This is a genomic window from Pelotomaculum propionicicum, from assembly GCF_048984525.1.
GTDB lineage: Bacteria > Bacillota > Desulfotomaculia > Desulfotomaculales > Pelotomaculaceae > Syntrophopropionicum > Syntrophopropionicum propionicicum_A.
This window is the reverse complement of the sequence record NZ_JBMGJC010000001.1, coordinates 448146-463545: the sequence shown is the minus strand read 5'-3', so window position 1 is coordinate 463545 and position 15400 is coordinate 448146. Positions and strand designations below refer to the sequence as shown.

The 15400-nt window shown below is 50.6% G+C and carries 11 protein-coding genes; all 11 read left to right on the top strand.

The window, feature by feature from the left end; all coding sequences use genetic code 11:
- The first annotated feature begins 176 nt into the window (after positions 1-176).
- The 11 genes from ACOBQJ_RS02340 (at position 177) to ACOBQJ_RS02290 (ending at position 15355) form a co-directional block, all read left to right on the top strand.
- Entirely contained in the window at positions 177-620 is a 444-nt protein-coding gene (locus tag ACOBQJ_RS02340) for a DUF3795 domain-containing protein (protein ID WP_421070100.1), read from the top strand.
- A 206-nt stretch (positions 621-826) separates the two neighbouring features.
- Positions 827-2953 (top strand): DUF3160 domain-containing protein, encoded by a 2127-nt coding sequence (locus ACOBQJ_RS02335; RefSeq protein WP_421070099.1) that lies wholly within the window; start codon positions 827-829, stop codon positions 2951-2953.
- A complete protein-coding gene (locus ACOBQJ_RS02330; RefSeq protein WP_421070098.1) occupies positions 2950-4587 on the top strand; it encodes a CapA family protein in 1638 nt (545 codons plus the stop codon). Before ACOBQJ_RS02335 ends, ACOBQJ_RS02330 begins: the two co-directional genes overlap by 4 nt.
- Positions 4588-4637: 50 nt before the next feature.
- On the top strand, positions 4638-5564 hold the full coding sequence (locus ACOBQJ_RS02325) for an RluA family pseudouridine synthase (protein ID WP_421070097.1): 927 nt from the start codon (positions 4638-4640) through the stop codon (positions 5562-5564).
- Between the two features lie 274 nt (positions 5565-5838).
- The gene (locus tag ACOBQJ_RS02320; RefSeq protein WP_421070096.1) at positions 5839-7470 is read left to right on the top strand and encodes an ATP-binding protein; all 1632 of its coding nucleotides are present in this window, start codon (positions 5839-5841) and stop codon (positions 7468-7470) included.
- 52 nt (positions 7471-7522) lie between these two features.
- A complete protein-coding gene (locus tag ACOBQJ_RS02315; RefSeq protein ID WP_421070095.1) occupies positions 7523-8974 on the top strand; it encodes a sigma-54-dependent transcriptional regulator in 1452 nt (483 codons plus the stop codon).
- A 354-nt stretch (positions 8975-9328) separates the two neighbouring features.
- A complete protein-coding gene (locus ACOBQJ_RS02310) occupies positions 9329-10192 on the top strand; it encodes a sulfide/dihydroorotate dehydrogenase-like FAD/NAD-binding protein (protein WP_421070094.1) in 864 nt (287 codons plus the stop codon).
- 50 nt (positions 10193-10242) lie between these two features.
- Complete coding sequence (gene gltA, locus ACOBQJ_RS02305; protein WP_421070116.1) at positions 10243-11610, top strand: NADPH-dependent glutamate synthase; 1368 nt, start codon at positions 10243-10245, stop codon at positions 11608-11610.
- A gap of 25 nt (positions 11611-11635) precedes the next feature.
- Positions 11636-12511: an FAD binding domain-containing protein gene (locus ACOBQJ_RS02300; RefSeq protein WP_421070093.1), complete on the top strand. Its 876-nt coding sequence runs from the start codon at positions 11636-11638 to the stop codon at positions 12509-12511.
- Positions 12512-12531: 20 nt separating this feature from the next.
- Complete coding sequence (locus ACOBQJ_RS02295) at positions 12532-13011, top strand: (2Fe-2S)-binding protein (RefSeq protein ID WP_421070092.1); 480 nt, start codon at positions 12532-12534, stop codon at positions 13009-13011.
- Positions 13012-13024: 13 nt separating this feature from the next.
- A complete protein-coding gene (locus tag ACOBQJ_RS02290; RefSeq protein WP_421070091.1) occupies positions 13025-15355 on the top strand; it encodes a xanthine dehydrogenase family protein molybdopterin-binding subunit in 2331 nt (776 codons plus the stop codon).
- The last annotated feature ends 45 nt before the right edge of the window (positions 15356-15400 follow it).

Here is a 15400-nt window from a genome sequence, read left to right as displayed (position 1 = left end):
GGCACTATGAATATTTTAGAGGCGTGACCGTGAAAAAACACTACTCTAATTTTCAGCAGTGTGGATAAAGAAGGGCATAGGTGCAATGTTGGTAAACCACTGCGCCAGCAGTTTTGTGCTATCCATATTTTTAGATGGTTTTCTTTGGTTAAAAGTATTTTAAGGAGTGGCCATGCATGGAATATGAAGAAGCGGTAAGGCGGCTTGCTCCGTGCGGGCTGGACTGCTCCCGTTGTGCCGATTACGCTAGTGGGGAGATCCAGAAACTTAGCGTCCGGTTGGTCGAACTTTTGAACGGTTACCTCCGTGTGGCTAGAGTGAAGGAGGACATAAAACCGGTGTTCGCTGGCTACCCCCAGTTTGAAGAGGTGCTGAAGTCATTCGCCCAGGCTGCATGCAGCGGATGCCGGGGGAATAATGTGCTTTGTCCTATCGAGTGCGTTGCTGGTGTATGCACTCGTGAAAAAGGGGTTGATTTCTGCTTCCAGTGCGGAGAATTCCCCTGCTCCAAGAAGATAGACCCCCAGATTCAGGAGCGGTGGGTGAACTTCAACCGGCGCATGAAGGAGATCGGGGTGGAGAAGTTCTACCAGGAGCAAAGCAGACTACCGAGGTATTGAGCTAAGTACAATGTTGGTAAACCACTGCGCCAGCAGTTTTGTGCTATCCATAGTATCCTGCTAGTGGCTTTATGAGTCCTGACCGCCATAAAACCGAGAGAAAACCGCTTGAGGATACAGTAATGTATGAGAAATACAGGGTCTGAAAAGGACAAGAAAGAAATGAGGTGATTTTAATAAAAAATTTGATCACTAGCGGTTTAGCTATGCTTCTTCTGCTGGGCGCAATATGCGGCTGTTCCAGCCAATCCGGGCCAGGCGGGAAAAAGGCTGCGGAGCAAGTTTCCCAACCAGCGGGAGTTGCAATGGCCTTCAGTTTTGCCGAATATGTGGAGGTACCGGTAAACGCGGCTCCCGCCGTTAAACCTTATCAAGTGGACCCCGGCCTGGGCAATATCACTAACAAAGATATGTTTACCCTCTCTCCGTCAGCTGCAGAACTTTTGATCAAAAACGGCTTTGTGGTGGTTCCCAACCGATACGAAAAAGAATTTTTTTCACTATACGAAAGAAACCGCTATGAACCGGTGCCGCTTTTTATCACCACTGATTCCGTTTTACACAACTACCACTTGTTTTTCGATCACCTGCTCAGGGTGGTGGAAAGCGAGAAACTGGCTCCGGAGCTGAAGGAGCTGAACAAAGTAATGCTGGCCCAGTCTCTAAAACAGTACGAGGCTGTGAAAGGTACTGACTGGGAGAACGCCGCCCGGAGAAATGCCGGCTTTTTTGCTGTGGCCGGCAAACTCATGGATCCGGATATTTCCGTCCCGCCGGTTGTAAAAGATGTGGTGGAAAAAGAGCTGGCCCTGATTGACAACCACCAGGGTATTGCCGTATCGCCGCTGATGAACACCGCCGGGAGCGATGATCCTGTTAACGCTCTCAAAGAGGATTATTCACAGTACATACCGCGTGGGCATTACGAGAGGACTGAGCTGCTGCAAAACTATTTTAAATCCATGATGTGGTACGGCAGGATGACCTTTCGCCTGAAAAACGAAGATGAGACCAGGTCCGCCGCCTTAATCACCCTGGCTCTGAATAGCGGTGAAAACAGGCAGATCTGGGACAGGATCTATGCAACCACCAACTTTTTTGTAGGCAAAAGCGACGATATCTCTTATGATCAGTTTAAAGAACTGGTCGAAAAAATTTACGGTGCGGGCGCCGGTCTGCAGACAGTGGCTGCCAGCCCGGAAAAATGGCATGAATTCTCGGAAGCGGCCGGAGAATTGGAGCCGCCGGCCATAATCTCCATGCCTGCCATTTACGCGACATCGCCGGCTGAACGGGAAAGGGAGATCAAAGGCTTTCGTTTTATGGGACAGCGGTTTACCATCGACGCTGCTGTTTTCCAACGACTGTTATACCCGGAAGTTAAGGAAAACAGCCGGGGTGAAACCAGGGTACTGCCCAGGGGCATGGACATCCCCGCCGCCATGGGTTCAACGGAAGCATACAAGATAGCACAGTCTCTGGGTGATACGGATTACCGGAACTACCCGGAAAACATGGCTAAAATGAAAGAGTACATCACCGGTTTGGACAAAGAGACCTGGAACCAAAACCTTTATTGGAACTGGCTTTATACGCTTATGCCCCTGATACAGGAAAAACCGGAAGGGTATCCCTCCTTCATGCGGAATGCCGCCTGGGCCAGAAAAGAGCTCAATACCTACCTGGGCAGTTGGGCTGAATTGAAACACGACACCATTTTATACGCCAAACCGGTTTACGCCGAGGCAGGTGGCGGCGGGGGGAATATTGATGACCGTGGTTATGTGGAGCCCAACCCTTATTTATATGCCCGCCTGGCCTCACTGGTGAAAATGACCGGGGACGGCCTGCAGGCGCGCGGACTATTAAATGAACGGGACAAGGAAAGCCTGGGCAGGATGGAGACGCTGATCCTGGCCTTGAAAACCATCTCTGAAAAGGAATTGTCCAATACGCCGTTAACAGACGAGGAATATGATTTAATCCGCTCCTATGGCGGCCAACTGGAGCACTTCTGGCTGGAAGCCCTGCGTGACGAGGGCATCGACCACCGCTCCGCGATTTTTGACCGGCCGGCTGCCCTGGTGGGAGATGTGGCCAATAATCCTTCCGGCGGGCAGGTGCTGGAAGAAGCGACAGGCAATATTTTCGAGATCTACGCTGTTGTGCCGGTAGACGGTAAATTAAGGATTGCCCTGGGTGGAGTGTATTCCTATTATGAGTTCCCCTGGCCGCTGGATGACAAATTGACGGATACCAGGTGGCACAGGATGTTGAACGACGGGCAGGTTCCCCCGTTGCCCTTATGGACTGAATCCTTTATTGCTCAATGAAGAAAAAATTATTGATTATCACCATAGTTATCATAATCGGCAGCCTGGGATATCTTTTTATCAGGCCGGGAGCTTCGGATGGCGGCTCACCTGAGGACTTTACAGCTTTCCGAAAGAAAAAGCTGAAGCTTCCGGCCGCACAAGATCCTGTCTGCCTGGTGGCTGTCGGGGATATTATGCTCTCGCGGGGTGTGGCCGGGGAAATCAGAAAACACGGGGATAATCCGCACCACCCCTTTTTATTGATGGAAAATTATTTGAGGTGCGGCGATATTGTTTTCGGCAACCTGGAAAACCCGATTACGCCTGGCAGGGAAATCATGATGCCGGAAATGACCCTGCGCGCCGATCCCGGAGTGGAAACAGCCTTGAGAGAGGCCGGCTTTACGGTCCTTTCCCTGGCCAACAACCATATGGCGGATTTTGGCTTTCAGGGCTTGCTGGATACCCTGCAATACCTTGACCGGGCAGGTGTGGGGCACATAGGCGCCGGAAAAACCGAAGCTGAAGCTCTAGCTTCGAAAATCATTGAAGTAAAAGGCATTAAACTGGCTTTTCTGGCCTTTGCAGATCCGGCCCTTGTGCCGGATTCTTACCTGGCCGGCGCTGAGCATCCCGGCGTCGCCTTTGGCGAGCCGGAAAAGGTGAGGGCGGCCGTGCAAGATGCCGGGGAGAAGGCCGATTTCGTGGTGGTGTCCATGCACGCCGGTACGGAATATGAGCCTGCGCCGGACCTTGCCCAAACCCGTTTGGCCCGCCTGGCGGTCGACGCCGGGGCTGACCTTGTTCTCGGGCATCACCCCCATGTGGTGCAGAAGATAGAGAAATATAAAGGTAAATATATCTTGTACAGCCTGGGCAATTTCGTCTTTGACCAGAAGTGGTCCCGGGCTACCCGTGTTGGTCTGACGGCTAAAATATTCATTACCCGTGAAGGGATAGAGAAGATTGAGTTCCTGCCCGTTTTCATCAATGACCAGGACCAGCCGCAAGTTCTAGAAGGTGAAGAAGCAAAAACGGCCCTGGCAAACACGGGGCTGAAACTGTCAAAGGAGGCTGTACCCGCCTGGGATCAGGAAAACCGGGTTTTCAGGGAGGGCAAAAAGTACACCTTCTATAACCGTAAACCCATGCTGGAATACAGGCTGGTCAAGGACCGGCATTTTGACTTGGACCGGGACGGCGCCTGTGAAGATTATACTTTACAGGACGGAAAGTTAAGGGTCGCAGCCGCCTCCCAAACAATCTGGGAGTCGCCGGATGAATGGTGGGTATCTGACTTTTTCCTGGGTGATGCGGACAATGACAGCATCTTTGAGCTAAATTTGCTGGTCTGGAAATCAGGCAGTTTTGGCCCGCATAAGCCTTTTTGGATTACACGGGAGGACATGAGCATCAAGAACCATCTTTTTATCTTTAAACTGGCTGGTGGCGCCTTTAAACCCGTGTGGCAGTCGTCCAACCTGGACCGGCCGAATTACCAAGCGGCTCTGGCAGATCTTAACGGAGACGGCAAAAACGAGCTTATTGTAACGGAAGGCGACTATGCCGATCCCGGGGTGAGGGAAGCCGGCGTCTGGCAGTGGAACGGCTGGGGGTTCAGCAAAATTTCTTACGGCGAACCTCAAGAATAGTAATTTGCATTAGATTTCCTAAAAATATATCTAAATGATATGATAACTGTATGGAATCTACTAATACGCACATCGAGTACAGGGTAACAAACGATTATGATAATCAAAAGGTCTCACAGATACTCAGGAGCTGTCTGAAATTATCCCGTGGTGAAATGCGAAGGATTAAACGCAGTGCCGGACTTATGGTAAACGAGCAAACAGTTCGTTTGAATGCGCTGGTGAAAGAAGGCGATTTAATCCGGGTAAATCTTCAGGATGATGGCGATCAACCGGTAATACCCCAGGATATACCATTGAATATTCTCTTTGAGGATGACCACATCCTGGTAGTGAACAAACCACCTGATATGCTGGTACACCCGCTTTCATATCATGTTCTGAATACCCTGGCTAACGGCGTCATTTACCATTGGCAGTTGCAGGGACATAACAGTAAATTCAGATCGGTCAGCCGGTTGGATAAAGATACTTCCGGAGTTATCTTAATCGCCAAAAGCAGTTACATTTGTCATCAGCTTTCCGTGCAAATGAAAAACAGCATGTGCCGGAGGGAGTACCTGGCAGTGGTGCATAACAGAATAACTATGGATTCTGGAATAATTGATTTCCCTATCGGCCGGCTCTATGATCATTCCCTTATCTTTGGAGTAACATCCCAAGGTAAAGAAGCGATCACTCATTTTACCGTAATAGAGCGTTTCTCAAGCGGCAGTCTGGTCAAATTGCGGTTAGAAACAGGACGCACCCACCAAATAAGGGTCCATATGAGACATCTCGGCCATCCCTTAATGGGAGATGAGCTATACGGGGGTAGTTTAGATCTGATAAATCGTCAGGCTTTACATAGTTGGTGCCTGGAGTTTAACCATCCTGTCACAAAGGAACACATGCGGCTAGAGGCGTCTCTGCCAGCCGATATGACATCTTTAATTTACAAGTTAAAAACGGTTCCCATAAAAGAATATATATTATAGGGTAACTTTCCAATTATCCATAGTGTAAGTAGGGAAATTAGTTAAACATCATTGCAAGTGGATTTGAATAATTAAGTGCAACAGCGCGGAGATAACTCCTGCGCTGTTGCTTTTTTGTGACCTCTTATGGAAGAATTGATGATGGGACCTATATGATAAAAATAATTCAGAAAGTTCAACTTATAATACAACTCAGTGATATAATTAAAAAAATAGGTTAAATTCAGGTTGGCTATCACATAGATACATGGCGCTTCTGCGGGAGGTTACTTTAATGGCTTTATACAAGGAAGCTGCGGCGAAAACAAACAAAGATCTGGCAGAGAACGACGTGCAAAAAATCATAGAAGAATTGACCAAGCAGAATTACCGCATGGCAATCATTCAGCAAATAGCCAAAAGCATTAACGTGGAAATGACCTATGAAGAAATTATCGACGAAGTGGCAGCCCCTCTGCGCAGTGTGCTGTCTTATGACTTGCTGAGCTTTTGTTTGCTGGAAAAAGATCAGTTGATTATTAAAGCGAGCATTCCCAAGGAACAGGAAATCCTCGGGGAGGGTTGGGTGCTGCACAGCCACAATTCGGCTCCCTGGAAGGCTATACGCGATAAACGGTGCTTTTTACGGCAGGATATTTGGCATGATTCCCATAAATATCAGGAAGATGACCATTTACAAATGGTTGATATAAAATCAGCGATTATGGCGCCCCTTCTGGTAAATAACGAGGCCATCGGCGCGCTGAATTTCGGCAGTAAAAAGACATACGCTTATTCAGAGAATGATTTTATTTTCGTCCAGCAGCTTGCCGACCAGCTTGCGGTTTGTATCAATAATGCCCGCTTGTACGGTGAAGTTTCCAGGAGCCAAAGAGAGTGGGAGGAAACGTTTAAAGCGGTTCCAGACCAACTGTTCCTGATTGACCGTTCATTTAACGTGTTGAGATGCAATAAACAGGAAAATCTCGACAACGACCGCAGGGAGAATAAATGCTACCATCTCCTTGCCTGCTGCGGTGACGACCGGCAGCTTTGCCCCGCTGTCGAGGCTTTTACTACCGGTGTGTCTACCGTACGGGAGGTTACCCACCCGTTGACCAGGTCAATATTTAATATCTCAGCTTATCCCGTGTATAACGAAAACAGCGAGCTTTCCGCCATGGTGGTTTATGTCCATGAAGTAACGATTAAAAGAAGGATGGAGTCCCAGTTGTTCCAGTCGGCCAAACTGGCGGCCATAGGCGAGATGGCTGCGGGAGTGGCGCATGAATTAAACAGCCCGCTGACCGCCATTATCGGAAACGCAGGTTTGATTTTAAGAAAAACCGCTGGTGATGATAAACATTATAAACTGTTGGAGGATATTAAAAACTGCGGCCAGAGGAGCAGGCGGATTATTCAGAACCTCTTAACTTTCGCCCGTCAGGACAGTTATACTTTTGAGCCGGTTTCATTAAATGATGTTGTTGAAAACAGCCTTTACCTCATTTCCTACCAGATTGAAAAAAATAAAATAACTATAGATAAAAAAATAAGTAACAGTATACCTGTGATCATGGGCAATAAGCTGCAGCTGGAGCAAATAATCATCAATTTTTTGCTTAATGCGCGTGACGCTCTGGAAGGTGTAAGCGAGGGCAGGATTGAGATCTGTACAGATGTGATTGAGGACCCGGAAACAAAAAGCCCTGCTGTTATAATAAAAGTGACAGATAATGGACAGGGTATGAAACCGGGCATTCTGAACCAGATTTTCAACCCCTTTTTCACTACCAAGGAAAAAACCCGGGGAACAGGGCTGGGGCTATCGGTCAGCCTGGGGATAGCTCAGACTCATGGCGGCAGAATAGATGTAGCCAGCGAACCCGGCTGCGGAAGCACATTTTCCTTGATCCTGCCGGTATAGAAAAATCACGGCAAGTGGTAAAAACACTAACCACTACAGGAGAGAGAGAAACATGAGAAAACCAGCGATCCTGGTTATTGACGATGAGGTTGAGGTAGGTACATTTTTTGAGTACTATTTGAGAGAGGAAAGAGGTTACCCGGTAAATGTGGCCAATTCCGGCAGGGAGGCCAGGGCGCTGTTAAGGGATAAAAAATATGACCTGGCCCTGGTTGACTTGAAGCTGCCCGATACGGACGGGATTACTTTGCTCAAGGAGGTAAAAGAAGCGAACCCCGCGTGCGAGGTCATCATTATGACCGGTTACAGCACGGTAAAGACAGCGGTGGAAGCTATGAGGCTGGGCGCCCTTGATTATATCGAAAAACCGTTTGAAGAGTTGGATGAACTCGACGATATAATCGACCACGCAGTGCACCTGGTATTGAATAAGAAGCGATTCGCCGATGAGGAAATTGAAAAACTTGCTTCAGATTACGGTATAGTCACTTCCAAGGACAGCCCGTTAAAAAACATACTTCTTTTGTGCAAAAAAGTGGCCACCAGGAAAATATCAATTCTTATAGAGGGTGAAACAGGCACGGGAAAAGAAGTCCTGGCCAGGTTTATTCATGCCAACAGCACCCGTGCAGACTTCCCGTTTATCGGCATTAACTGCGGCGCTTTAACCGAGACCTTGCTGGAAAGCGAACTTTTCGGGCATGAAAAGGGAGCGTTTACGGGGGCCCAGGGATTAAGACACGGCATATTTGAGCTTGCCCACAACGGGACGCTTTTTTTGGATGAAGTGGGGGAAGCATCACCGGCTATACAAGTGAAACTGCTCAGGGTTCTGGAAAGCGGCGAATTCTTCAGGGTAGGGTCTGAAAAACCGATAAAATCTGACGTGCGTATAATCGCGGCCACCAACAAGAACCTGCACGAGGCCGCAAGGAACAAAACATTCCGGGAAGACCTGCTTTACCGGCTTGATGTTGTTTGTATTAACATACCTCCCCTGCGAGAGCGAAGGATGGACATACAACCTTTAGTTAACTATTTTATTGAGAAGAACCGCAGGGTGGAAGATGTACGGGGAAAAGCTGAATTCAGCTCCGAGGCCAGAGAACTGATTCAAAATTATAACTGGCCGGGTAATGTCAGAGAGCTTTCCAACGCGGTTGCCAGGGCTATGGCAATTAGGGAGGGGCATATCATGGGTGTTGACTGTTTGCCCAAAAGAATTTCTTTCCACTGTGGCTTAGAGCAGTCTGAAAACCTAACCCGGCGGGACCTGAAAGAAACGATACACGAGCTGACACAAAGGGTCCGCAAGGTAATACCGGACAATGAAAGCATCGATATCAAAGAGGTTTCAGTCCTGTTAAAAAGTGAAGCAGACAGTATTATTAAAGATATAATAGAAAAAACGCTTAAAAAAACGGGCAACAACAGGTTGGAAGCGGCCAGGCTTCTGAACGTAAGCCAAAGGGGTTTGAGATACCTGCTTAACGAAAAAGAATAAAACAAGCTATCATTATAGTAAATTAATAAAACAATATTGTATAAATCTTGTTAATCCTAATAATCTTGTTAATCATGTGATATATGTTTTACCTTAATCCTGTAAATTAACACCATAGAATTTGTAAGGGAAATACAGACACGTCAGGCTGCCGATTTATCGGCAGCCTGACGTTTTTTTGGCGGCCTTCTGCTCCGGCAAATCTTAATATCAAATTTTTGAAAAGTCAGGAAAGCCTGATAAATCGGCAGCTGTCAATTAGTATCGGATCTAAAAAAAGTAACATTTTTCCTGGAATATTATTTGCTCAAGTTTATTTTAAAAGACTTCAAAAGGAGGGAGTAAGGGACTTATATGTACAGGATTGTCAGAAAAGAAGTGTTGGCGCCGACGCTGAACCTTTTTGAGATCGAAGCTCCGCTGGTCGCGAAAAAGGCTTTGGCAGGACAGTTTGTTATCCTGCGCATGGATGAGGATGGTGAGAGAATTCCGCTTACCATCGCTGACTTTGACCGTGCGATGGGTACTATCACCTGTGTCTTTCAGGAAGTCGGCAAAACAACAAAAGAGCTGGGTGCTTTAGCCGAGGGGGATTTTTTACAGGATTTTGTGGGGCCGCTGGGCCTGCCGTCGCATGTTGAGAACTATGGACGCGTGGTCTGCGTTGGCGGCGGCGTGGGCGTGGCCCCGGTTTTCCCGATAGCCCGGGCCTTAAAAGAGGCGGGCAACGAGGTAATCGGGATAATGGGGGCGCGCACGAAGGAACTGCTCTTCTGGGAAGAAAAAATGAGGTCGGCCTGCAGCGAACTGCGGGTGACCACAGATGACGGTTCTTATGTGCGGAAAGGTTTTGTCACTGATTTACTGCGAGAGGTCATCGAGGAGAAAAAGGATACCAGCTTATGCGTGGCCATAGGACCCCTGCCGATGATGCGGGCGGTATGCGGCCTGACCAGGGAATACGGCTTGAAGACTATTGTCAGCCTTAACTCAATTATGGTCGACGGCACCGGCATGTGCGGCTGCTGCCGGGTAACTGTCGGCGGCGAGACCAAATTTGCCTGTGTAGACGGCCCGGAGTTTGACGGGCACCTGGTGGATTTTGAAGAAATGGCCAGGCGGGCGGTTATTTACAAGCCGCAGGAGCAGCTTGCCCATGCCCGCTATATGGAAAAAGGTTCGCATAATTGCGGCTGCGGTTGTGGGGGTGGCAAATAGTGTCCGAAGTAAGCAAACCTAAAAAAACTATTGAACCAAAGAAAAACCCGATGCCATCTCAGGATCCGATATTGCGCGCTAAAAATTTTAACGAGGTGGCCCTTGGCTATACTGAACAAGCGGTTGTGGCAGAGGCCAGCCGCTGCCTGCAGTGCAAGAACGCTCCCTGCCGCCAGGGGTGTCCGGTGGAGGTAGATATCCCGGCTTTTATAGGTCTGGCTGCTGTACGGGATTTCGCCGGGGCTATTAAAAAGCTGAAGGAAAAGAACGCCCTGCCGGCGGTATGCGGCCGGGTCTGCCCGCAAGAAAGCCAGTGCGAAAAGTTCTGTACCCTTGGCAAGAAGCACGAGCCGGTAGCGATCGGCCGCATTGAACGCTACTGCGCGGACTGGGAACTGGCTAACGGTGTAATGACCCAGCAGGTGAAACCGCCGACAGGGAAAAGTGTGGCGGTTGTAGGGTCGGGGCCGTCCGGTTTGACCTGCGCCGCTGATTTGGCTAAACTCGGCTATCGGGTTACAGTTTTTGAAGCCCTGCACGTTCCCGGGGGAGTTTTAATGTACGGTATCCCTGAATTCAGGCTGCCCAAAAAGGTAGTGCAAACTGAAATCAGCAACCTGAAAAGCCTGGGTGTGAACATCGAAGTGAACGCGGTAGTCGGCAAATTTGCCGTGGTTGACGAACTGCTGAACGGCGGTGGTTATGATGCCGCCTTCATCGGCACCGGGGCGGGCCTGCCTTACTTTATGAAAATACCGGGAGAAAATGCCTGCGGCGTATATTCAGCCAACGAATTTCTCACCCGGACTAACTTAATGAAAGCCTACCGCTTTCCCGACGCCGACACTCCGATCAGGGTAGGCAGCAAGGTAGCGGTCCTGGGCGGCGGCAACGTGGCCATGGATGCCGCCCGTACAGCCTTGCGCCTGGGCGCCAAAGAGTCCTGGATTGTGTACCGCCGTTCTAAAAACGAGCTTCCCGCCCGCCACGAGGAAGTTGAGCACGCCGAAGAGGAAGGTGTCAAGTTTTCCTTTTTAACCAGCCCCACCAGGATTATTTACAACAATGACTACTGGGTGACAGCCATGGAGTGCCTGCGCTACGAACTGGGCGAGCCGGACGCTTCCGGCCGGCGCAGTCCCGTCCCCATACCGGGCTCTGAATTCGTTATGGATGTGGATACTGTCGTGGTGGCCATAGGCCAGGGGCCGAACCCGTTGGTTCCCAGGACAACTAAAGGTTTGGAATGCAATAAGAAAGGTAACATCGTCGCCGATCCCGGGACCGGGGCTACATCCAAGCCGGGTGTTTTTGCCGGAGGCGACGTGGTAACCGGAGCCGCCACCGTGATCCTGGCCATGGGCGCGGGGCGCACGGCGGCCAAAGCGATTCACGCTTATCTGAACGGCGATAGTTAGAAATTTTTTACGAGGAGGTTAATTTATGCTGCAGGATTACCTATTTCCGGAAACTATAAGTGAGGCTGTTTCCTTCTTGAAAAGCAATGAAGGGCAGGCGAGAGTAATTGCCGGCGGCACCGACCTGCTGTTGGATATTCCAGAAGGTAAGATTAAAACAAGCTGCCTGATCGATATCACCCGTATTCCTGAACTGAGTAAAATTACCCTGGAGGACGGTATGATCCGGATCGGGGCGGCGGTAACCCACAACCAGGCCGCGAATTCGGAACTCATCCAGGAAAAAGCGGCCGCCCTGGCCTATGCCGCAAGTTGTGTAGGCTCATATCAAATTAGAAATTCAGCGACTGTAATCGGCAATGTCTGTAACGCCCAGCCTGCCGCCGACACGGCTGTGGCGCTGGTGGCGCTTGGCGCGACGGCGGAGATAGCCGCTGCCGGCGGCACAGAGTATGTACCGGTGGAAAAAACGTACGCCGGAGTCGGCAAGTCTACTGTTGACAGTGCCAGCCAACTGGTTACCAGGGTAAGCTTTCCGGCAGCCCTGAAAAATCAGGGAAGTGCTTTTGTACGCCTGCACCAGCGCAACGCGCTGGCCCTGCCCATGCTGAACGTGGCGGCCATGGTAGCGCTGGAGGGCGGCAAATTCCAGTGGGCACGCATCGCTATGGCGCCGGTCGGCCCGGGACCTGTACGGGCGTTAAGCGCGGAAGAGATTTTGAAGGGCGCCGGGGTTACCACGGAAGTAATTGAAAAAGCCGCGCAGGCGGCGCTGGAGCATGCAAACCCCAGAAGCAGCGCGCTGAGGGGTTCCAAGGAATACCGCACATCCGTGCTGCCCGTGCTGGTCAGAAGAGCTCTGGAACAGGCTGTCGTAAATGCCGGGAGCTCATGTAAATAAATTTTAATAGGAGGTCTATTATGAGCTCGAAAATCCTTAGATTCACACTAAACGGTGAAGTGGTGGAAATAGCCGTTTCTCCTGAAGATATGCTTGTTGATGTATTAAGGGACAAGCTTGAGCTGACTGGAACAAAGAAAGGATGCGGCAAGGGAGAGTGCGGCGCCTGCACTATTATCATGGACGGTGAGGCTGTGAATTCCTGCCTGGTGCCGGCTATGAAAGCCATGGGCGCCAATGTTGAAACCATCGAGGGTATCGGCAGTCCCGAAAAGTTTCACCCCGTACAGGAGACCTTTATGGACCTGGGGGCGATCCAGTGCGGCTTTTGCACACCCGGCATGATTATGTCCTCAAAGGCGCTGCTGGACAAAACAACCAGCCCTACCAGCAAAGAGATTAAGAAGGCTCTTGCCGGCAATATCTGCCGCTGCACAGGCTACGTTAAGATAGAGGAAGCGGTGCTGGCAGCTGCTGAAATGATGAGAGAAAAACAGTAAAGGAGGGAGCAGCATGAAAGAATATAAAGTTGTAGGCCACAGTGTAAGGAGGCTGGACGCGGTAGAAAAAGCTACCGGCACGGCCGGATTCACCAGCGATATGAAATTGCCGGGCATGTTATACGCGAAAGTGCTGCGGAGCCCGCACGCGCATGCCAGGATTTTGAGCATTGACACCTCTGAAGCGGAAAAGCTGCCCGGGGTAAAGGCTGTGGCAACCCATAAAAATACACCAAGAGAATTATTTAACACGTCCGCTACCATGACCTTTACAGTGCCTCCAATGGTACCGGTGCTGGACCAGTATATTTTTGACAACGTGGTGCGCTACGTTGGTGACGAAGTGGCGGCTGTCGCCGCTGCCAGTGAGAAAATTGCCGAAGCGGCCTTAAAACTGATCAAGGTTGAATACGAACTTCTTCCCACGGTTTTTGACCCGCTTGAGGCTATGGCTCCTGAAGCGCCTGTTATCCACGAGTCTCATAAAAAGAATATTCCCGGCGGCGAAGTTATACAAATACCTTACGGAGACGCGGAGAAGGGTTTTGCCGAATCAGACCTGGTAATTGAAAAAACGTTCAAAGTTCCGGTGCAGAAACAAGCGCAGATGGAAACACAGGCTGCTGTGGCCCAGGTTGGTTTGGACGGTAAAATGACAGTCTGGAGCACGACCCAGACGCCGCACCCGACAAAAATGATTCTGGCCAAGATCTTCAGTATTCCCGAGAGCAAGATCAGGGTGCTCAACCCGCCCTACATCGGCGGCGGTTTCGGTGTGCGGATCGGCCTCAGCGCCAAAGCGGAGCCGATCGCGGCAGCGCTGTCCATGCTGGCCAAAAAGCCGGTCAAAATAGTTTACACCAGGAAGGAAGATTTTATTGCCTCGGATACCCGGCACGCGGGTTATGTGACCGTAAAGCTGGGCGCGAAAAAAGACGGCACCTTCCACGGGTTTTACGTAAAGGCAATCCTCAACGCGGGCGCTTACTGCAGCTTCAGCTGCGAGACCCCCGGCGTGCTTGGCTGCATGGCCCTGGCGGTTTACCGCATCCCCAACCAGCTTTATTACGGCCACAGTGTCTATACCAACACCACTCCAAGCGGAGCGATGCGCGGTTTCGGCAACCCTCAGGCGATGTACCCCATTGAGTCGGTTGTTGACATGATGGCCGAAAAACTTGGTATGGATCCTCTTGAACTGCGGCTCAAGAATATCATGAAGGTGGGCGATCCCTGGGCTCTTCCCTATAAATGCAGCTCGACCGGTTTGGCCGAGTGCATTGAAAAAGGCGCCAGGAGTATCGGCTGGGAAAAGCGCGGCAGCTTAAACCAGCCGGGCGCCAAAAAGCTGAGAGGCATCGGTGTGGGAGTCGGAACGCACTGCAGCAACGCCTGGCCCTGGTGCGGCGATTACGACAATGCCTATGTCACTGTCCAGCAGGACGGTTCACTCCACCTGGCGACAGGCGTGCCCGATATGGGGACCGGCACCAGCACCTCGCTGCCGCAGTTGGTTGCCGAAGTGATGGGTGTTGGTCTGGACAAGGTCAGCATCACTTTTGCTGATACAGCGTCGACCCCGTTCACTATCGGCAGCCACGCCAGCCGTACCCTGTATGCCGCCGGCACCGCGGTTGTTGCGGCCACCAAAGATGCCAGAAAACAGGTGCTTGAGTACGCGGCTGATTTATTGAAGGTGCCGCCGGAAAGGCTGGAACTACAGGATTCAGTGGTATATATAGCCGGGCAGGCTGTCGGCGCCGACTGCTCAGGAACCCCGGTGTGTCAGCCTGGCGAATCAGAAAGGAAGAGCATATCACTAAAAGAACTGGCTTATACCGCGCACCTGCGCAACAAGCAGTTTATCGGGATCGGACGGATAGTGCCTGAGAACGCTCCCCCCTGGCATGCTCACTTTGCCGAGGTGGAGGTCGACACTGAATTGTGCCAGGTAAGAGTGATTAAAGTTGCCGCCGTGCACGATGTTGGCAAGGCCATCCACCCTATGATTGTTGAAGGACAGATCGAGGGCGGTGTCGTGATGGGCATTGGTTATGCGCTAAGCGAAGAAATAAAGTACGACGAAAAAGGCAAGCAATTAGAAACCGGCTTCCATAAGTATATGCTGGCAACATCTGACGACATACCGGAGATCGATGTGCAGATAGTTGAGTCAAACGATCCCACCGGTCCTTTCGGAGCCAAGGGTGTCGGGGAAACAGGCCTTGTGCCTACAGCGGCGGCAATTGCCAACGCAGTGTATAACGCCACCGGCATCCGTTTTACTGAAATACCGTTGACAGAGGAAAGAGTATACAGGGCACTGCAGGAAAACAGAAAGTAGCATGGCCCAAAAAACGGGTTTGGGGCCTGCCGCGGCACGCGGCAG

What these genes read in the sequence shown, in the direction of transcription:
- ACOBQJ_RS02295 (WP_421070092.1), top strand. Translation starts at nt 12,532, where the DNA reads ATGAGCTCGAAAATCCTTAGATTCACACTAAACGGTGAAGTGGTGGAA.
- ACOBQJ_RS02320 (WP_421070096.1), top strand. Translation starts at nt 5,839, where the DNA reads ATGGCTTTATACAAGGAAGCTGCGGCGAAAACAAACAAAGATCTGGCA.
- ACOBQJ_RS02340 (WP_421070100.1), top strand. Translation starts at nt 177, where the DNA reads ATGGAATATGAAGAAGCGGTAAGGCGGCTTGCTCCGTGCGGGCTGGAC.
- ACOBQJ_RS02335 (WP_421070099.1), top strand. Translation starts at nt 827, where the DNA reads ATGCTTCTTCTGCTGGGCGCAATATGCGGCTGTTCCAGCCAATCCGGG.
- ACOBQJ_RS02325 (WP_421070097.1), top strand. Translation starts at nt 4,638, where the DNA reads ATGGAATCTACTAATACGCACATCGAGTACAGGGTAACAAACGATTAT.
- ACOBQJ_RS02310 (WP_421070094.1), top strand. Translation starts at nt 9,329, where the DNA reads ATGTACAGGATTGTCAGAAAAGAAGTGTTGGCGCCGACGCTGAACCTT.
- ACOBQJ_RS02300 (WP_421070093.1), top strand. Translation starts at nt 11,636, where the DNA reads ATGCTGCAGGATTACCTATTTCCGGAAACTATAAGTGAGGCTGTTTCC.
- ACOBQJ_RS02315 (WP_421070095.1), top strand. Translation starts at nt 7,523, where the DNA reads ATGAGAAAACCAGCGATCCTGGTTATTGACGATGAGGTTGAGGTAGGT.
- gltA (WP_421070116.1), top strand. Translation starts at nt 10,243, where the DNA reads ATGCCATCTCAGGATCCGATATTGCGCGCTAAAAATTTTAACGAGGTG.
- ACOBQJ_RS02330 (WP_421070098.1), top strand. Translation starts at nt 2,950, where the DNA reads ATGAAGAAAAAATTATTGATTATCACCATAGTTATCATAATCGGCAGC.
- ACOBQJ_RS02290 (WP_421070091.1), top strand. Translation starts at nt 13,025, where the DNA reads ATGAAAGAATATAAAGTTGTAGGCCACAGTGTAAGGAGGCTGGACGCG.